Below are 16,667 nucleotides of genomic sequence, written 5' to 3'. Positions count from 1 at the left end.
ATGATGTCGCAAAGGATTTCGAAGCTGCTTGCCGCACTGCTGTTGGCAGCGCCTGTGGCCCACGCCGCGCCCAGTGCGGATGCACGGCGGGAGATCGCCCAGCTGATCTCCAGCCTGGACGGCTCCCAGTGCCGGTTCCAGCGCAATGGCAGCTGGTATGAAGGCGGCGATGCGCGCGCGCATCTGCAGCGCAAGTACGACTACCTGCTGAAGAAGGACATGGTGGACAGCGCCGAGCAGTTCATCGAGCGCGCCGCCAGCCAGAGCAGCATGAGCGGCAAGCCTTACCGCATCCAGTGCCCGGGGCAGCCTGAACAGACCGCAGCGGCCTGGTTCGGTGCCCGCCTGCAGGCACTGCGTCACCGCACGCCGTAGACATGGGGGCGGTGTAGAGTCGCGGCGTGCTCGACTGATTCTGCCCGCAAGCCGAGGAGGCACCGCCATGAACATGACGCCCAAGACGCTGTCGCGTTCATTGAACGACCGCATGATCGCCGGCGTGATGGGCGGCATTGCCCATCGCTTCGGCTGGAACGTCACCCTCCTGCGGGTGGTCTACGTGCTGCTGTCGCTGGCCTCGGCCGCCTTCCCCGGCATTCTGGTCTACCTGATCCTGTGGCTGCTGATTCCGAACGAGGCGGATTGAACACCGCCGCTCGACCCTGGCGGCTCTGGCTGCGCGCGCTGCAGACGCTGGGCGCAGCATGGACGCTGCCCAACACACTGATCGGCGTGATCGGCGGCTTGGCCGGCATGCTCGGCGGCGCGACGCTGCGATGGAGTGGGCGGGATTGTGCGCTGGTGTTCGACCGCTGGCCGTGGGGGCCGGGTGGGGCGATAACACTGGGCAATGTGATCCTGCATACCGGCCACGATCTTGGCATTTCCTGCCGCACCTATGCGCATCAGGCGGGGTGGGGCGTGGAACCGTTGATCCGGCTGGACGACCACGAGCGCGCGCACGTGTACCAGTACATGGTGCTGGGGCCACTGTACCTGCCGGTGTACCTGCTGTGTGGCGGAGTGAGTGCGCGCAATCCGTTCGAGCGCGCGGCGGATCATTTCGCCCGGTTCGGGCGTGGCTGGTGGCCGTAGTTTCCAGCCAACGGCGCAGCCCCTCGTGGCGTGGCCGCGGAATGCGTTTCATGCGATTGGGCCGGGCGGGATGGGTTCGCGGGACACGCCGTGAACCCGTCCCTGGGGGCTCGATGGCGCCATCCATGGCGCCAACGGTCCCGCGAACCCATCCCGCCCGACCTCTGACAGTTTCCGTGCGCGTCCAGCCACAGAGAAGAAAAAGAACGGCAAAAGCGGGTCGCGCGCTGCGCTTGCTCGTGTAGAGCCGAGCCTGCGGTCGGTTTCGCGGACTGGCCTGAAAGCAGCCGAGCTTGGGCTCGGCTCTACAAAAAAAGCGGTCAGCCAGGCTGCCTTTGCTTTTGATCTTCTTTTTTCTTCTCCGTGGGTGGCAGGCCACCGAAATCTGTCAGCGGCCGGGAGGGTGGGTAGGGCGGGGTGTCCGCGGCATGGATGCCGCGGCCAAGCCCCCAGGGATGGGTTCACGGCGTCCCCGGCCTACCCACCCTGCCGGCCAGCCCACAGGAACCCGGCTTTCCGCGACCAACCAAACCACCCACGAGGGGCAGCGCCGCCGGCGGGAATCCCCTGCGGGTTCGTTAGACGGAGGTTAAAGATCCGTAAGCATTCTGCTGCGATCCCGCAGTCATCTGCATGCAACCGATCGTCATTAGCCTTCGTGACGTTCCAGTCAGGTTCGACGCGGTAAGCTCTCCCCCCGATGAGCTCGCAGCATCGCTCATCGAGTGCAGTACGCAGTAGCAATTTGGAGGAATACATCACATGGCAATCGTTCTTTATGTCGGTGGTAGCAAGGATGGCGAGAAGGGCGTGGTGCCCTACGGCTTCAGCAAATCCCGCGCTGACACCGCGCTGGGGCCGGAGTTCTACACGGAGCGGTTCATGGAACTGCAGGGTGTCGGCAAGGTCCGCCTGATGGCCCTGGAAAGCATGCGCGACGACATCGTCATGCAGCGCGCCGCCCGCCACTACCGCTGACCTTCGCAACACGCGGCAGGGCGCGCCCACCATCGTGCGCCCGCGCCGGCATCCCAGCCCAGGGCCAGTCCGAGCCCTCTCTTCGCCAGGATGCCGGCGTCCAATCCGGCCTGGCCGCTGAACCTCGTCCCCTGTCAATGCCTTGTCCGGCTCCGTCGTGGATTGCCAGAATGGGGTCTTCCCGTAATGCGGCACAGACCTGAAGCAATGCACGACGCCAAGAACGCCCAGAGCGCGCTCGCCCAGCAGATCGCCCAGACCATCGCCGACGAGATCGGTGCCCAGACCGCCCAGGTACGCGCCGCCGTCGGCCTGCTCGACGAGGGCGCCAGCGTTCCGTTCATCGCGCGCTACCGCAAGGAAGTGACCGGAGGCCTGGACGACACCCAGCTGCGCAACCTGGAAGTGCGCCTGACCTACCTGCGCGAACTGGAAGACCGCCGCGCGGCAGTGCTGGCCAGCATTGGCGAGCAGGGCAAGCTCAGCGACGAACTGCGCAACGACATCCTGGCGGCCGATACCAAGAGCCGGCTGGAAGACCTGTACCTGCCGTACAAGCCCAAGCGCCGCACCCGCGCCCAGATCGCCCGTGAGGCGGGCCTGGAGCCGCTGGCCGACGGCTTGCTGGCCGATCCGACGCAGGACCCGCAGATCTTCGCCGCCGGTTTCGTCGATGCCGACAAGGGTGTGGCCGACACCAAGGCCGCGCTGGAGGGAGCGCGCGCAATCCTGATGGAGCGCTGGGGCGAAGATGCCGCGCTGGTCGGTGAGCTGCGCACCTGGCTGGGCGAGACTGGCGTGATCCGCGCGCGCGTGGCGGAGGGCAAGGAAGCCGAAGGTGCCAAGTACCGCGATTATTTCGAGCATGCAGAGGCGCTGGCAAAGATTCCGTCGCACCGGTTGCTGGCACTGTTCCGTGCGCGCCGCGAGGAGATCCTGTTCCTGGAGCTGGACCCGGGCAGCGATGCCGAGGCCGGCCACCAGTACGCCGAAGGGCGCGTGGCGCGCAAGGCCGGCATCGCCGACCACGGTCGTGCCGCTGACCGCTGGCTGCTGGATGCCTGCCGCCTGACCTGGCGCGCCAAGCTGCATACCCATCTGCTGCTGGACCTGTTCAACCAGGCCCGCGAGAAGGCCGAAGCCGAGGCCATTGCGGTGTTCGGCGACAACCTGAAGGACCTGCTGCTGGCCGCGCCGGCCGGCGCGAAGACCGTACTCGGCCTGGATCCGGGCATCCGTACTGGCTGCAAGATTGCTGTGGTTGACGCCACTGGCAAGCTGGTCGCCACCGACACGATCTATCCGCACGAACCGCGCCGGCAGTGGGAGCAGTCGCTGCAGACGATCAAGCAGCTGTGCGCCAAGCACAACGTGGAACTGATCGCGATCGGTAACGGCACCGCCAGCCGCGAAACCGACAAGCTGGCCGGCGAAGCGATCAAGGCCGCCGCCAATCCGAAGCTGCAGAAGGTGGTGGTCAGCGAGGCCGGTGCGTCGGTGTACTCGGCGTCCGAGTTCGCGGCCAAGGAGTTCCCGGACCTGGACGTGTCGCTGCGTGGCGCGGTGTCGATTGCACGCCGCCTGCAGGATCCGTTGGCCGAACTGGTGAAGATCGAGCCCAAGGCGATCGGCGTTGGCCAGTACCAGCACGACGTGGACCAGTACCGCCTGGCACGGGCGCTGGATGCGCGCGTGGAGGACTGCGTGAACGCGGTCGGCGTATACGTGAACACCGCGTCGGCTGCGCTGCTGTCGCGGGTGTCCGGCCTGTCGGCCACGGTGGCCGAGAACATCGTGCGCCATCGCGACGACAACGGCCCGTTCAAGCGTCGCAAGGACCTGTTGAAGGTCGCGCGCCTGGGCGAAAAGACCTTCGAGCAGTGCGCCGGCTTCCTGCGTATCGCCGATGGTGACCAGCCGCTGGACGCCTCGGCGGTGCACCCGGAAGCCTATCCGGTGGTTGAACGCATCGTCGCCAGCACCTCGCGCCCGATCAAGGCACTGATCGGTGATGGCAGCTTCCTGCGTGGCCTGAAGGCCGAGCAGTTCACCGATGCCACCTTCGGCGTGCCGACCGTGCGCGACATCCTGAAGGAACTGGAGAAGCCGGGCCGCGACCCGCGCCCGGAGTTCAAGGCGGCGCGTTTCGCCGAGGGCGTGGAGGACATCAAGGACCTGCGCGAGGGCATGGTGCTGGAAGGTGTGGTCAGCAACGTGGCTGCGTTTGGTGCCTTTGTCGATATCGGCGTGCACCAGGACGGCCTGATCCACATTTCGGCGCTTTCCGATACCTTCGTGAAGGACCCGCGCGACGTGGTCAAGGCCGGTGACATCGTCAAGGTGAAGGTGCTGGAGGTGGATGTGGCGCGCAAGCGCATCGCCCTGACCCGGCGCCTGGACGATACCCCGGGCCAGGCCACCAGCCGCCCGGGCCAGCGTGATGAGCGCGGCCAGGGCCAAGGACCGCGCCGTGACGCTGGCGGCCAGAACCGTGGTCCGAACCGCGGCCAGGGCGCTGGCGGCCGTCCGGCCCAGTCTGCGCCGCCGGCCAACAATGCCCTGGCCGAGGCCTTTGCACGGGCCAAGCGCAGCTGAGGATCGTGCCCCCCGTCACGCTTGATTCGTGGCGGGGGACTTGTCGGTTTTCCCCGTGATTGCGCACACTTGCGCCTGAGGGGGGCGTTTGGCCTCCCCGCTGTCGCTGGGGAGGGCCATGACGCCAGCACGACCCGCCGTCATCGTTGCAGGCCGCAGCGCTCCGCTGCGGCCGGCGCCTGCCCGTGCCGGCAGGGGACCGGATTGATGCCGGGCCAGGGCACCCACGGCAATGGACTGCTGGAGCGCCGCCTGCAGGAGTTGGCGGAAGAGCGTCGCCGCTTGGCGATGATCATCGACGGTACCGCTGCGGGAACCTGGGAGTGGAACGTGCAGACCGGCGAGATGCGGGTCAATGCGCGCTGGGCCGAGATTGTCGGTTACCGCCTGGAAGAGCTGGAACCGATCTGCCAGAAGACGTTCCTGAAGCTGGTGCATCCCGATGACATCGCGCTGTCCGATGCGGCGCTGGATGAGCATTTCGAAGGACGCAGCGACAACTACGCCTGCCTGCTGCGCATGCGCCACAAGAACGGCCAGTGGATCTGGATCCAGGACCGCGGGCGGGTCTTCGAGTGGGACAGGCAGGGCAAGCCGTTGTGGATGGCCGGCGCGCATGCCGATGTCACCGAGCTGCAGCAGGCGAGGCAGGACGCGGCCGAGACCCGGCAACGCCTGCAGGCCGTGGTCGATGCGTCCGACGAGGTAGCGGTGATCGCCACCGATACCGATGGCACCATCACCTTGTTCAACACGGGGGCGGAGCGTCTGCTGGGCTACAGCGCGGCGGAGGTGGTCGGCCAACGGCGGCTCGATGCCTTCCACGATCCGGATGAGCTGAAGGCATGGATGCGACCGCTGGCCGATGTCCATGGCAATCTTCCTGACGTGTTCGAAGCGCTCAGTGCACGCGCCGACGGACAGACCTATTCGCGGCAGTGGATGTTGCTGCGCAAGGACGGCCAGCCACGGCAGGTGCGCCTGTCGATCAGCCGCATGGATGGCGCCGAAGGCGCGCGCATCGGCTATGTCGGCATGGCCATCGACATTACCGAAATCCTGCAGGCGCGCGCGGAGGCGCGGCTTTCGGCGGAGAAGTTCGCCGGGGCGTTCACGTCTGCCGCGCTGGGCATGGCCCTGGTCTCGCTGGAGGGGCGCTGGCTGGATGTCAACGACGCACTGTGCCGGATCCTGGGTTACCCGCGCGAAGAGCTGCTGCAGGTCGATTTCCAGCGCCTGACCCATCCCGATGACCTGCAGGCCGACCTGGCCCTGGTGCGGGACCTGCTGGACGGACGGCGCAGCCATTACCACCTGGAAAAGCGCTATCTCGACCGCGACGGCCGCATCATATGGGCCCGGCTGTCGGTGTCGCTGGTGCGCAACGAGCATGGCGAACCGCTGCATTTCGTGTCGCAGATCCAGGACATCACCGCCCAGCGCAGCAGCGAGCAGCGCCTGTTCGAGAGTGAACAACGCAGCCGCATCACCCTGGATGCGGTGGCTGACCTGGTGCTCAGCGTCAGCCTTGATGGCCGCATCGACTACGCCAACGCGGCCGCCGTGCGTACCCTGGCCGGGGATGGCGCGTTGTCGCTGGCCGGACACAAGGTGCAGGACGTGCTGGCGTTGACCACCGAGTACGCGCCCGGTTCGGTATTGGATGTGTCAGTGCTGCTGGACCCGGAGAGCAATGCGGTGGACCTGCACGCCGACCTGCTGCTGCGGCTGGGCACGGCAACGGTACCGGTGGACCTGACCCGCGCCTGGCTGCGCGATGATGAAGGCCATGTGCGCGGTGCAGTCTGGGTGCTGCGCGACGACACCCAGCAGCGCGCGCGCCAGCGCGAAGCCCGGCACCTGGCCGAGATCGATCCGTTGACCGAGCTGAGCAACCGCCGCGGCTTCGAGGTGCACCTGCAGCAGGCGATCACCCGCGTCGAGCGCACCGGCCAGGCAGCCTCGCTGATGTACATCGATCTGGACCGCTTCAAGCCGGTCAACGATACCTGGGGCCATCTGGCCGGCGATGCCGTGCTATGGGCGGTGGCCAGCGTGCTGCGCCATGGCGTGCGCGATTCGGACGTGGTGGCGCGGCTGGGGGGGGACGAATTCGCGGTGATCCTGTCCGGTTGTACGCCACGTCGTGCGGCCCGTATCGGTGGTGAACTGCTGCACACGCTGGCCTCCCTGTCGATTCCGTGGGACCAGGACCGGCTGCGGGTCGGTGCCAGCATTGGTATCGCGCCGTTGGCCAGCGGCATGAGCGTGGACCAGGCGGTGGCTGCGGCTGATGCCCAGTGCTACCGGGCCAAGGCGATGGGCCGCAACAACGTGCAGGTACAGGGCGAGCTGTCCGAATGTCCGGGTGACGACGGCGAACCGGGCTGAACCGGTCCGCACCACCGGGAGCCAGCGCGGTGCCGATGGGGGCACTGGGCGGTGGATCGGAGCGGTGACATCGGCCCATGCCCGGCGGGGCACTCCGGCCCGTCTCAGTCCGTGAGAGGGCAGGGCGGAACAATCGCCCCTCCCCCGGACAAGAGATCTGACGATGATGGCCTGGAATCGAAACGTCGTTGCCGCCTATGCGCCCGCCATGGTTGGCTGGTGCCTGGCGCTGGCCAGCTGGCTGCGCCTGGAACAACTGCGCGACGACTTGCATGCGAAGGCGTTGCTGCCAGTGCTGCAGGGCGGCGCGGTGACGTTGCTGGTGCTGACGCTGGCCTGCACGTTGGCAGCAAGCGCGGTGCTGTGGCGTTCCCGCCGGCCGCCGCGCCAGCCCACCGCTGGATGATCTACAGCGCAGCGGGCTTCATCAGTACGAACCGGCAGGGCGCGCGTTGGAAGGCATTGATCTGCGGCACCAGACGCTGGAAGTGCTCGCTGGCGCAGTGGGCGTCGAGGGCGCCGTGGTCGGGCCACAGCTCGATGAAGACGAAGTGCCCAGGATCCTTCTCGTCAACGAACAGCTCATAGCTGATGCACAGTGGCTCGCGCTGCGTGCAGGCGACCAGTTCCCGGTACAGCGGCAGGACGCGGTCCAGGGCTTCGGGGTAAATGAAGTCTTCGGCGATCACCTTCAGCATGTGCTAGTCCGTGCAGGGGAGGCATCCGATGATAGTGCCGGCGCCCGGCCGGCACTTCACCGTCAACGCAATACATTGTCCGAATTCACCAGACGCACATCGTGCATCTGGTTGAGGTAAGCCTCGTAGTAGCCCTTGTGCGAGACGCCGACGATGGCCAGCATGCGGCGGCCCGGATGCAGGCCCAGCACATCGCGGATGTTGGCGACCATGCGCAGGTTGCGCGTTTCCCAGTAGCCCACATACATCCTGCCGAAGGCTTTTGGCGAGGGCTCGACGAGCGTCGCGCCGAAATCGCTCTGGTAAGCGGTCATCGCTACCGTGGGACTGTTGTACGCCCTGTACAGCGCCATGACACCCCCGGGCTTGTCCAGATCGGCCAACAAGCGTTTATCCGCGTCCTTGCGTGCCTGGGTATGGGCGTTGTTCCAGGCACCGGTGATGGCCGCGCTCGCCGCCGCTTCATCCTCGGCGGGTGTGGGGGAATCGGCCGTGTGGTCGTCCACGGCCCACAGGCGCTCATGCCCGAGGCGGGCGGCGACTTCGGCGGCGATCAGATGGGTTTCATTGCGGCGAACCAGGCCCTTGTCGAGGATCTCGACCAGCGCCGGAGCCAATCCATCACCGTCCTTGCGCTCGGACGCAGGCAGGCGCAGCCACTGCACCTGCGCTGAGCCGCGTTCGCCTGCTGCCAGGAACAGCGCGGCGAGCCGACGACGTTGTGCGGGCGTCGGGTTGTTCGGCCAGGTTGCGAGCAGGCGCTCGGCCTGGGTGTTCGCCGCAGGCACGTCCAGTCCCGTCGCAACCTGCGCAGCGGTGGTGTCGAAGCAGTAGGTGGCCACGCTCTCCGCATAGCGGGCCGGATAACGGCGCATGAAATCGCACTGGAGGCCGGACAGGTCTTCGGTAGCGATCAGCTCGGGTTTCCAGGCGACCAGTCGCTGCAGCAATGGCTCAAGCGAGGCCGGCTGGAAGGACGTGGGAAGGCCGGACAAATGGGTGGTGCCCAGTACCAGCACTTCGTTCGGGCGCCCGGCTGGGGGGCCCTTCAACCGGTCTGGGTGGAAGGCCGGTCGATAGGCCGTGTCGGTGGCCAGCGCGCTGTTGCTGCACATGGCCAGGAAGAGAAGGGTGGCAATGCGAGGGAACATGCGATCTCCATGTCGATGAGCGTCCTGCGGGACCTTCATGCTGTTCGCTTTTTTCTGCTGGGAAATCCCGCATTGGTCATGTAAACCTTTCTGCCTTGAGCTGCATCCTTCTGCTGAGCGATGCTGTATTCAGTGCTCAGGCATTGCTGCATTCCGCTACCCGGTGGCGGAGGAGGGCCTGAGTCCCTTGGTGGGCAGGTTGTGGCACATGAGCGGAACGTGAAGTACACGGCAATCGTCGACCGCATTCCGTCTGCAATGTACGGAGTTGCGACGGACGTCGCGGAATCCCGCTAAAGCGGCCGACCGCATCGCCGATACTCCCTCTGGATCCCGCTCCAGCCACCCGCCGCAGGACCCCAGACTGCCCCGATGGGCGGTCTGCGCAGTGTGTTCCGCCGCTCCCCAATGCTGATCGGACCCGCACCAGACGTTCTTGCCAGCTGCTCGAGGGGTGCCTGCGGGCACCTGCAGTCCCAAGCAACCGAAGTTGCCGCCGGGCATCCCGCCCGTCGGATCGCAACCGCTTACCGGACACCGAGGATCAGACAATGCTCATTCCAGGCTTCACGGCGGACGCGCAGGCGCCGGCCGAGCTGCATACCCGTTGGTCGCCGTGGCGCGCGCTGCTGGGTGCCCTTGCCCCGCAGCAGCGGACCGGCACCGAGTCGATGGCAACCGACCGCGCCGAACTTGAAGCCCAGGTCGCGGCGCTGCATCGCGTGCAGGCAGTCATCGAGTTCGCCCTCGATGGCACCATCCTGCAGGCCAACGACAACTTCCTGCAGGCGATGGGCTACCGGCTGGAGGATATCCAGGGAAAGCACCATTCCCTGTTCGTCGATCCCGAGCAGGCGCGCAGCGCCGAATACCGTGACTTCTGGGCGCGGCTGGGACGTGGCGAATATGACGCTGGCCAGTACCGGCGTTTCGGCAAGAACCAGCGCGAGATCTGGATCCAGGCCTCGTACAACCCGGTGCTGGACCGTCAGGGGCGTCCGTACAAGGTAGTCAAGTTCGCCACTGACATCACCGCGCAGAAGCTGCAGGCGGCCGACTCGGCCGGCCAGCTGGCTGCCATCGACAAGTCGCAGGCCGTGATCGAGTTCAGCATGGATGGCCGCATCCTGTCGGCCAACGACAATTTCCTGGTCGCCACGGGTTACAGCCTGGACGAAGTGCGCGGGCAGCACCATTCGTTGTTTGTCGAGCCCGAGCATCGCGGCAGCATCGAGTATCGGCAGTTCTGGGAAAAGCTCGGCCGTGGCGAATACGATGCCGGCCAGTACCGGCGCCTTGGCAAGGGCGGGCGCGAGGTCTGGATCCAAGCGTCCTACAACCCGATCCTGGACCTCAACGGAAAGCCGTTCAAGGTCGTCAAGTACGCCACCGACATCACCGCGCAGGTGCATGAGAACCAGGCCATGCAGCGGGCCGTGGCGCAGACCCGCGAGGTGGTGGCTGCCGCCAAGCAGGGTGATCTGACCCAGCGCGTGGCCACCGCCGACAAGCGCGGGCCGATCGCCGAGCTGTGCGAAGGCGTGAATTCGCTGGTCGAGGCGATGGCCGCGATCATCGGCCAGATCAAGTTCGCCGCCGACACCATCGCGGTCGGTGCAACCGAGATCGCGCAGGGCAACAGCGATCTGTCGCAGCGCACCGAGCAGCAGGCAGTGTCGCTGGAGGAGACCGCGGTGTCGATGAAGGGCCTGGCCGAGACCGTGCAGCGCACCGCGACCAACGCACGGCAGGCCAGCCAGCTGGCCGGAGGCGCCGCTGATGTCGCCGCGCGCGGCGGCAACGTGGTGCACGAAGTGGTCGAGACCATGGCGGTGATCAACGCGTCCTCGCGGCGCATCGTCGACATCATCGGCGTGATCGACGGCATCGCCTTCCAGACCAACATCCTTGCGTTGAACGCGGCGGTGGAGGCGGCGCGAGCAGGTGAACACGGGCGTGGCTTCGCCGTGGTTGCTACCGAGATCCGCGAACTGTCGCAGCGTTCGGCCAGCGCAGCCAAGGAGATCAAGCAGCTGATCGATGCATCGGTTGCCAATGTGGGCGCCGGCACGGCGCAGGTTGAGAGCGCCGGCCGTACCATGGACGAGATCGTGGTCAACGTGCGCCGGGTCAGTGACCTGATGTCCGAGATCAGCACGGCAGCACAGCAGCAGAGCGACGACATCCAGCAGATGAACCATGCCGTCGACCTGATCGACCAGGGCACGCAGCAGAACGCCGCGCTGGTAGAGGAAGCCTCCGCCGCGGCGCGCAGCATGGAAGAACAGTCGGCGCAGCTGCTGCAGACCGTGGCCAGCTTCCGCGTGCAGGGCGGGGCTGGGCACATGCATGGTGCGGCGGTGCTGCGCGCGGTCTAGGCCAAGCGGTCGGAGGGCTGTTTCCCGGTCTCGAGGCCCGAGGCAGCCTGCACGCAGTTGCGGCCGGCATGCTTGGCGCGGTACAGGGCCTGGTCGGCGCGGTCGACCAGGCCGCGCGGGTCGGCCTGCTCATGTGCGGCCTGCCAGGCCACGCCGATGCTGATGGTCACGTAAGCCTCGGCGGCGGGCAGCGCGGCGGCTTCCACGGCGGCGCGCAGGCGCTCGCCCAGGTCCAGGGCGTGGGCTGCGTCGGGCGTGGGCAGGGCAGCGATGAATTCCTCGCCGCCATAGCGGGCCAGCAGGTCATCACCGCGTTGCAGGCAGCCCTCGAGGATCGCGGCGACCGCCTGCAGGCGGCGATCACCTTCCGGGTGCCCGTAGGTGTCATTGAGTCGCTTGAAGTGGTCGATGTCGATCATCAGCACCGCCAGCCCCATGCCCTGGCGGCGAGCGCGACCGCGCGCGCTGACGAGCGATTCATCGAAGTTGCGGCGGTTGCCCAGGCCGGTCAGCGGATCGCGCCGGGCCAGCAGCGCCAGTTCGTCGCGCTCGCGCTGGATCTGGGCTTGGGTCAGCACGCTGCGTAGCGCGTAGCCGAGCAGGGCACCGATGAAACCGACCGAGGCCAGGGTCGGCTGCAGGCGTGCGACCAGCAGCGCCACCATCATCAGCAGCAACGGCAGCATCAGTGGCGCGCTGGCATCGATGATGCGGCGAAGGTTGCGCGGCACAGCCACTGCTGGTGGGCGGTGCAGGCTGCCGGCCAGCACGGCCAACAGCACGAACAGCCCGCTGATCAGCAGGTCCCCCCAGCCACCATCGGGTACCTGCGGCTGCCAGGTACTGATGTAGAACGCCAACAGGAAGTAGCCCAGCGCGTAGATCGTCAACGTGCGGAAGAAGTCACGGCGGTCGGCATTGTCCTCGGCCAGGAAGCGGATCAGTGCGAAGCAGAACACCAGGCTGTTCTGCACGCTGCTCATGGTGTTCAGGCACTGCGTCCACAGGGCGGTATTGAAGTGCGCCATCGCCCGCGTGTGTCCGTAGTACAACAGCCACAGCAACCCGATGATCAGCAGGTCCACCGCGCGGATGTAGCGGTTGCCACCGCCTGGGCTGGCGGCCACGTAGGTCAGGGGAATCCGGTAGAACACGTACAGGACCAGTGAAGGTACGGTCATCTGCGCAGGATCGAGGCCGGTCACATTGCGGTACAGCAGGGCCAGCAGGGCCAGCGAGAACAAGCCGACCGCAGCGCCCAGCGTCCGCCATTTGCAGGCCGCCTGATGGCTGTCACGTGCACGCCGCACGCAGGCCAGTGCGGCCAGCAGTGGGGCGGTGATCAGCATCAGGTAGGAGCCGATCGGGTCCTGCGGGCCGACAAAGGTAATGACGAGCGCGTGCGTGACCAGGAAAAACAGTGCCGCACGCAACGTCATGCATTCCCCCGCCCCCAGCTCCGGCTGGGATCACGATAGGCAGAAGTAGGTGAGGCTGGCAAGAAAAGTGTGAGCTACGTCTATTTTAAACCTTGCCGTAGATCGCAGTTGTGTGTCATCGAGGTGACTCAGAGCCTTCCACCTGGGCATACATCCAGAAGTCACGGGGCTGTACCCGAACCCGCCGGTAAGCGCGCAGCAGGCCTTCGCGCTGCATGCCGAGGCGTTCCAGCACGGCGATCGAGCGGGCGTTGCTGTCCAAGACGGTCGCCTGGATACGGACCAGGGCGTGTGCGGCACGGCCCCATTCGAGCACCGCGCGTGCTGCGTGCGTGGCCAGTCCCTGACCCTGCCAGCGCGGATCGAGATCATAGGCGAGTTCGCCGCGGCCATGCGACAGGTCGATTCCGTTCAGGCCAACGGTGCCGATCAGCTGGTCGTCGGCGTTCACCAGCGCCCAGCGCTGGTCCGTTGCCGTGGGCAGGTAACTGGCGATCTGGCGTCGCAGTGCCATTTCGGAAACGTCGCCCCAGCTGGTGTGCCCGGTCACGCCCGGCAGCGAGAGATAGCGGGACCAGGCGGCAGCATCATCCACGTGCAGTGGACGCAACCGTGCGGGCAGGGTTGCAGGGAGCGTGGGCAGGGCGGGCGTTGGCATCGTCGCCAGTGTCGGCGCCCCGGCCCTGAAAATGCAAAAGGCCAGGTCGGGGACCTGGCCTTTGATGCAGTGGTGCCGGTGAAAGGACTCGAACCTTCATGGGGTTACCCCCGGCTGATTTTGAGTCAGCTGCGTATACCATTCCGCCACACCGGCAGGCAGCGTGCGAGTGTAACCGAGGTCGGCGGGAGATGCATAGTAGGAGGGCCTATCAGGGCGGTTCCTGTCGGCATTGGCTCCTTGGTAGCTATACTCCCAGTGTGCAATTGCCTCCAGGAGGGGGTAGCTGATGACAGTGTTGCAGGACCTGAGGGTGCTGGTGGTCGAGAACGACGAAATGAGTGCGGCCCTGCTGCAGATGCAGCTGGTGCATGCCGGTGCGACCGTGGTCGGGCTCGCAGCGAGCGTGTCCGAAGCCCTGCAGCTGCTCGAGCAGAGCACCCCGGACGTGGCCCTGCTGGACTACCGGCTGGCCCGCAACGAGACCAGTGAGCCGGTGGCCGCAGCGCTTTCGGCACGTGGCATTCCGTTCGTGCTGGCCACCGGAATGCTGGCCGAGCAGCTGCCGGCGCCGATGTTGGAGGGTCTGTTGCTGGTCAAGCCGTACCTGTCAGCCGATCTGTCGCGGGCGCTGGCGCGTGCGGTTGGCCGCTCCAGCGTCCAGGCCTGAGCCGCTCGCCGTGCACCGGCGGGGGTATGCTGCTGGGGCCTGAATGCTCAGGCCTACAAGGAGAGTGGCATGCAGAAGTGGATCAAGCGCATGGTTGCTGCGGGTGTCCTTTCGATGGCGGTCTTCGGTGGTACGGCGTCTGCCACATGGTGCGGCCAGCCCTGTTTCCAGCTCTACAAGAGCTGCATCGCGCGCGGCGGTGAAGTTGAGCAATGCCTGCAGGAACAGGCCTTCTGCGAAGAGGCGATGTGCGGCGGCAACCCCTGAACCAGGAACCCCGCCCAGGCGGGGTTTTTCAATTGCGCCTGGCGCTCAGCCCGCTTCCTCGTACACGTAACGGATCTCCTCGCGGTCATCGAGGATCTGGTACTGGCGTGCCAGGTCATCCGGGTCGGGATTGAGCCAGGCGTCGAGGTGTTCCCTGCGGATCGGTACCACGCCGCGGTCATGCCCGGCCGCGGCGACGTCGCTGGAAGGTGCGTCGGTGATCGTGGCAAACGACAGCAGGCGGCCTTCCGGTCCTTCCCATTCCGCCCAGAGGCACGCCAGCAGCAGGTCGCGGGGCGGATCGGGACGGAATTCGAGCACCACGTCCTGTTCCTTTTCGTCGGCACCGAGGGTGCGGCCGGCGATGGCGTGGCGTGGCACGTGCTCGTAGAACGCCTGCACCACTACCACGCCGTGGCGCAGTCCGAACGCACCCCGCCAGTAACCCTCCAGGCTGTCGCGCCGCGCATTGTAGGTGCCGGGGTACAGCACGTCGTTGCGCGCCGGCTTGTCCGGCAGCCGGCACTGGTAGCGCATCGGCTTGATCACGCGCTGGCCGTTCTCGCTGACCATCACCGGCGCGTAGGTGCCAGGGAAGATGCGGTTGTCGCGCGGCAGCAACTGCACCCGATGCAGGTCCTCCAGTCGGGCCTGCGCGCGCTCGATGCGGTTGCCGGCCACGCGCAGGTCATGGCGTGCCTTCTGCGTGGGCCGGGTGGCCAGCGTGGCATGGGCGATATCGCGTCGTTCGCGTTGCCGGGCCAGTTCGGCCTCCAGTGCCTGCCGCTCCTGCGCATGCCATTGCTGGATCTTCGTCACGATGTCCCGTCCCTGTTCGGTACGCGCGCCGGCGAATCCGTCATCCATCGCCTTCGGGGTCTTCGGCCGCTTCTTGCCCGGATCGTGTGCGTACAGTTCGGCGAACTCTTCCAGCGACAGGATGGCGCCGAACTCGCGTACCAGCTTGGCGTAGTCAGCGCGGATAAGGGCGGAATAGCACATGGGACTGTGGAGGGCCTGGGTCGCAGCAGCTGCGACGTGGATGCGGCAGGATAGCCCGACCTACAGGGAGATACTGCATGAATGATTCCATCGCCTGCCAGTTCCGCGAAGCCGTGCCCACGGTCGAGGACTACTGCCAGCTGCGTGTACTGGCCGGCCTCAGCGCCAAGACCCGGGAAGCAGCTGCGCGCGCACTGCCCAACACGCTGTTTGGTGTCTGTGCGTACCAGGGCAGTGAGCTGGTGGCGATGGGGCGCATCGTCGGCGATGGCGGTTGCCATCTGCAGGTCTGCGATATCGCGGTGCTGCCGCGGCTGCAGGGGCAGGGACTGGGCAAGGAGGTGATGCGGCGCCTGGATGGCTGGATGCAGGCCAACCTGCCGCCATCGGCGTACGTCAGCCTGCTGGCCGATGGCGAGGCGCATCGGTTGTACGCCCAGTTTGGTTTCGCACCCACGGCACCAGCATCGATCGGGATGTATCGGCGGTTCTGAGCCGTAATCGGGGTGAAGCCATCCACGATGGCGTGGATCTACCGCGTCGCCGACCATTCCATCCACGCATGGCGTGGATAGGGCCTTCCCAGGAATCGCGGGCAAAGAAAAACCCCGGCCGAAGCCGGGGTTTCCAAGAATTGGCGTCCCCACGGGGATTCGAACCCCGGTCGCCACCGTGAAAGGGTGATGTCCTAGGCCTCTAGACGATGGGGACGCACGAAAACTTCAAGTTGTAGAACCTTCGACGGCCTAATGTCGAAGTGGTGGAGCCAAGCGGGATCGAACCGCTGACCTCCTGCATGCCATGCAGGCGCTCTCCCAGCTGAGCTATGGCCCCAATGAAACTCCGGATGATCTGCCGGGAGCAGAGTCCGTTTTGAAACTGGCGTCCCCACGGGGATTCGAACCCCGGTCGCCACCGTGAAAGGGTGATGTCCTAGGCCTCTAGACGATGGGGACGCACGAAAACTTCAAGTTGTAGAACCTTCGACGGCCTAATGTCGAAAGTGGTGGAGCCAAGCGGGATCGAACCGCTGACCTCCTGCATGCCATGCAGGCGCTCTCCCAGCTGAGCTATGGCCCCGTGTTACCGAGCCGCCTATCATACCTGCGTGTTCACGTTTGTGGAAGCTTTTTCAGAACTTTTTTCGTTCCGGTTCAACCGCTGCCACCAAGGCAGGGGACCCGCAACGCCACAACCTGAATGCCGGTAGGCGGTGAACAAAAAAGACCCGGTTATCGGCCGGGTCCTCGTTGTTCGTGATGAGTGGCGTCCCCACGGGGATTCGAACCCCGGTCGCCACCGTGAAAGGGTGATGTCCTAGGCCTCTAGACGATGGGGACGCAAT

At 66.1% G+C, this 16,667-nt stretch carries 16 protein-coding genes and 6 tRNA genes; 11 read left to right on the top strand and 11 right to left on the bottom strand.

Annotated features, from left to right (window positions below):
* The 7 genes from B9Y82_RS10570 to B9Y82_RS10540 all read left to right on the top strand — a co-directional run bounded on the left by B9Y82_RS10570 (position 1) and on the right by B9Y82_RS10540 (position 7,465).
* Entirely contained in the window at positions 1-375 is a 375-nt protein-coding gene (locus B9Y82_RS10570; protein WP_100475212.1) for a YfeK family protein, read from the top strand.
* 73 nt (positions 376-448) lie between these two features.
* Positions 449-646, top strand: a complete 198-nt coding sequence (locus tag B9Y82_RS10565) for a PspC domain-containing protein (RefSeq protein ID WP_202908150.1) — start codon at positions 449-451, stop codon at positions 644-646.
* Complete coding sequence (locus B9Y82_RS10560; protein WP_100473187.1) at positions 643-1,095, top strand: hypothetical protein; 453 nt, start codon at positions 643-645, stop codon at positions 1,093-1,095. The genes B9Y82_RS10565 and B9Y82_RS10560 overlap by 4 nt, the downstream gene beginning before the upstream one ends.
* A gap of 762 nt (positions 1,096-1,857) precedes the next feature.
* A complete protein-coding gene (locus tag B9Y82_RS10555; protein WP_006452005.1) occupies positions 1,858-2,073 on the top strand; it encodes a hypothetical protein in 216 nt (71 codons plus the stop codon).
* A gap of 207 nt (positions 2,074-2,280) precedes the next feature.
* Positions 2,281-4,668 carry a Tex family protein gene (locus B9Y82_RS10550; RefSeq protein ID WP_100473186.1) on the top strand — a complete coding sequence of 796 codons (2,388 nt, stop codon included), beginning with the start codon at positions 2,281-2,283 and terminating at the stop codon, positions 4,666-4,668.
* A 207-nt stretch (positions 4,669-4,875) separates the two neighbouring features.
* Positions 4,876-7,059: a PAS domain-containing protein gene (locus tag B9Y82_RS10545; protein WP_100473185.1), complete on the top strand. Its 2,184-nt coding sequence runs from the start codon at positions 4,876-4,878 to the stop codon at positions 7,057-7,059.
* Between the two features lie 166 nt (positions 7,060-7,225).
* Entirely contained in the window at positions 7,226-7,465 is a 240-nt protein-coding gene (locus B9Y82_RS10540) for a hypothetical protein (protein ID WP_238381588.1), read from the top strand.
* 1 nt (position 7,466) lies between these two features.
* Here B9Y82_RS10540 and B9Y82_RS10535 read toward each other — a convergent pair whose 3' ends face one another.
* Positions 7,467-7,757, bottom strand: coding sequence for a putative quinol monooxygenase (locus tag B9Y82_RS10535; protein WP_100473183.1), 291 nt, complete (start codon positions 7,755-7,757; stop codon positions 7,467-7,469).
* Positions 7,758-7,819: 62 nt separating this feature from the next.
* Positions 7,820-8,908 carry a DUF5694 domain-containing protein gene (locus B9Y82_RS10530; protein WP_100473182.1) on the bottom strand — a complete coding sequence of 363 codons (1,089 nt, stop codon included), beginning with the start codon at positions 8,906-8,908 and terminating at the stop codon, positions 7,820-7,822.
* Between the two features lie 551 nt (positions 8,909-9,459).
* Between B9Y82_RS10530 and B9Y82_RS10520 the strand changes: the two genes are divergently transcribed.
* Positions 9,460-11,286, top strand: a complete 1,827-nt coding sequence (locus B9Y82_RS10520) for a methyl-accepting chemotaxis protein (protein WP_100473181.1) — start codon at positions 9,460-9,462, stop codon at positions 11,284-11,286.
* Here B9Y82_RS10520 and B9Y82_RS10515 read toward each other — a convergent pair.
* The 3 genes from B9Y82_RS10515 to B9Y82_RS10505 form a co-directional block, all read right to left on the bottom strand.
* Positions 11,283-12,725 (bottom strand): GGDEF domain-containing protein, encoded by a 1,443-nt coding sequence (locus tag B9Y82_RS10515; RefSeq protein ID WP_100473180.1) that lies wholly within the window; start codon positions 12,723-12,725, stop codon positions 11,283-11,285. The genes B9Y82_RS10520 and B9Y82_RS10515 overlap by 4 nt on opposite strands.
* A gap of 115 nt (positions 12,726-12,840) precedes the next feature.
* Positions 12,841-13,383, bottom strand: a complete 543-nt coding sequence (locus B9Y82_RS10510; protein WP_100473179.1) for a GNAT family N-acetyltransferase — start codon at positions 13,381-13,383, stop codon at positions 12,841-12,843.
* A gap of 70 nt (positions 13,384-13,453) precedes the next feature.
* A tRNA-Leu gene (locus B9Y82_RS10505) sits at positions 13,454-13,539 on the bottom strand.
* Between the two features lie 133 nt (positions 13,540-13,672).
* On the opposite strand from B9Y82_RS10505, the gene B9Y82_RS10500 reads away from it, so the two are divergent.
* Complete coding sequence (locus tag B9Y82_RS10500; protein ID WP_100473178.1) at positions 13,673-14,053, top strand: response regulator; 381 nt, start codon at positions 13,673-13,675, stop codon at positions 14,051-14,053.
* A gap of 69 nt (positions 14,054-14,122) precedes the next feature.
* Positions 14,123-14,320 carry a hypothetical protein gene (locus tag B9Y82_RS10495; RefSeq protein WP_100473177.1) on the top strand — a complete coding sequence of 66 codons (198 nt, stop codon included), beginning with the start codon at positions 14,123-14,125 and terminating at the stop codon, positions 14,318-14,320.
* Positions 14,321-14,365: 45 nt separating this feature from the next.
* On the opposite strand, the gene B9Y82_RS10490 is transcribed toward B9Y82_RS10495, so the two are convergent.
* Positions 14,366-15,322 (bottom strand): SOS response-associated peptidase family protein, encoded by a 957-nt coding sequence (locus B9Y82_RS10490; protein WP_100473176.1) that lies wholly within the window; start codon positions 15,320-15,322, stop codon positions 14,366-14,368.
* Positions 15,323-15,399: 77 nt separating this feature from the next.
* Between B9Y82_RS10490 and B9Y82_RS10485 the strand changes: the two genes are divergently transcribed.
* Positions 15,400-15,816 (top strand): GNAT family N-acetyltransferase, encoded by a 417-nt coding sequence (locus B9Y82_RS10485; protein ID WP_100473175.1) that lies wholly within the window; start codon positions 15,400-15,402, stop codon positions 15,814-15,816.
* 141 nt (positions 15,817-15,957) lie between these two features.
* Here B9Y82_RS10485 and B9Y82_RS10480 read toward each other — a convergent pair.
* The 5 genes from B9Y82_RS10480 to B9Y82_RS10460 all read right to left on the bottom strand — a co-directional run bounded on the left by B9Y82_RS10480 (position 15,958) and on the right by B9Y82_RS10460 (position 16,662).
* A tRNA-Glu gene (locus B9Y82_RS10480) sits at positions 15,958-16,033 on the bottom strand.
* Between the two features lie 47 nt (positions 16,034-16,080).
* Positions 16,081-16,156: transfer RNA gene (locus B9Y82_RS10475), tRNA-Ala, on the bottom strand.
* A gap of 46 nt (positions 16,157-16,202) precedes the next feature.
* Positions 16,203-16,278 (bottom strand) — tRNA-Glu (locus B9Y82_RS10470).
* Positions 16,279-16,326: 48 nt separating this feature from the next.
* Positions 16,327-16,402 (bottom strand) — tRNA-Ala (locus B9Y82_RS10465).
* Positions 16,403-16,586: 184 nt separating this feature from the next.
* Positions 16,587-16,662, bottom strand: a tRNA-Glu gene (locus B9Y82_RS10460).
* Positions 16,663-16,667 lie beyond the last annotated feature (5 nt).

Origin of the sequence: Stenotrophomonas maltophilia, assembly GCF_002799155.1 — a bacterium.
GTDB lineage: Bacteria > Pseudomonadota > Gammaproteobacteria > Xanthomonadales > Xanthomonadaceae > Stenotrophomonas > Stenotrophomonas maltophilia_R.
The sequence above is the reverse complement of the archived record's forward strand: the minus strand, read 5'-3'. Positions and strand labels throughout refer to the sequence as shown.

Bases quoted from the DNA above. Each gene is read 5' to 3' on its own strand.
- B9Y82_RS10570 (WP_100475212.1), top strand. From the start codon at position 1: ATGATGTCGCAAAGGATTTCGAAGCTGCTTGCCGCACTGCTGTTGGCA.
- B9Y82_RS10565 (WP_202908150.1), top strand. From the start codon at position 449: ATGACGCCCAAGACGCTGTCGCGTTCATTGAACGACCGCATGATCGCC.
- B9Y82_RS10555 (WP_006452005.1), top strand. From the start codon at position 1,858: ATGGCAATCGTTCTTTATGTCGGTGGTAGCAAGGATGGCGAGAAGGGC.
- B9Y82_RS10550 (WP_100473186.1), top strand. From the start codon at position 2,281: ATGCACGACGCCAAGAACGCCCAGAGCGCGCTCGCCCAGCAGATCGCC.
- B9Y82_RS10545 (WP_100473185.1), top strand. From the start codon at position 4,876: ATGCCGGGCCAGGGCACCCACGGCAATGGACTGCTGGAGCGCCGCCTG.
- B9Y82_RS10540 (WP_238381588.1), top strand. From the start codon at position 7,226: ATGGCCTGGAATCGAAACGTCGTTGCCGCCTATGCGCCCGCCATGGTT.
- B9Y82_RS10535 (WP_100473183.1), bottom strand. From the start codon at position 7,757: ATGCTGAAGGTGATCGCCGAAGACTTCATTTACCCCGAAGCCCTGGAC.
- B9Y82_RS10530 (WP_100473182.1), bottom strand. From the start codon at position 8,908: ATGTTCCCTCGCATTGCCACCCTTCTCTTCCTGGCCATGTGCAGCAAC.
- B9Y82_RS10520 (WP_100473181.1), top strand. From the start codon at position 9,460: ATGCTCATTCCAGGCTTCACGGCGGACGCGCAGGCGCCGGCCGAGCTG.
- B9Y82_RS10515 (WP_100473180.1), bottom strand. From the start codon at position 12,725: ATGACGTTGCGTGCGGCACTGTTTTTCCTGGTCACGCACGCGCTCGTC.
- B9Y82_RS10510 (WP_100473179.1), bottom strand. From the start codon at position 13,383: ATGCCAACGCCCGCCCTGCCCACGCTCCCTGCAACCCTGCCCGCACGG.
- B9Y82_RS10500 (WP_100473178.1), top strand. From the start codon at position 13,673: ATGACAGTGTTGCAGGACCTGAGGGTGCTGGTGGTCGAGAACGACGAA.
- B9Y82_RS10495 (WP_100473177.1), top strand. From the start codon at position 14,123: ATGCAGAAGTGGATCAAGCGCATGGTTGCTGCGGGTGTCCTTTCGATG.
- B9Y82_RS10490 (WP_100473176.1), bottom strand. From the start codon at position 15,322: ATGTGCTATTCCGCCCTTATCCGCGCTGACTACGCCAAGCTGGTACGC.
- B9Y82_RS10485 (WP_100473175.1), top strand. From the start codon at position 15,400: ATGAATGATTCCATCGCCTGCCAGTTCCGCGAAGCCGTGCCCACGGTC.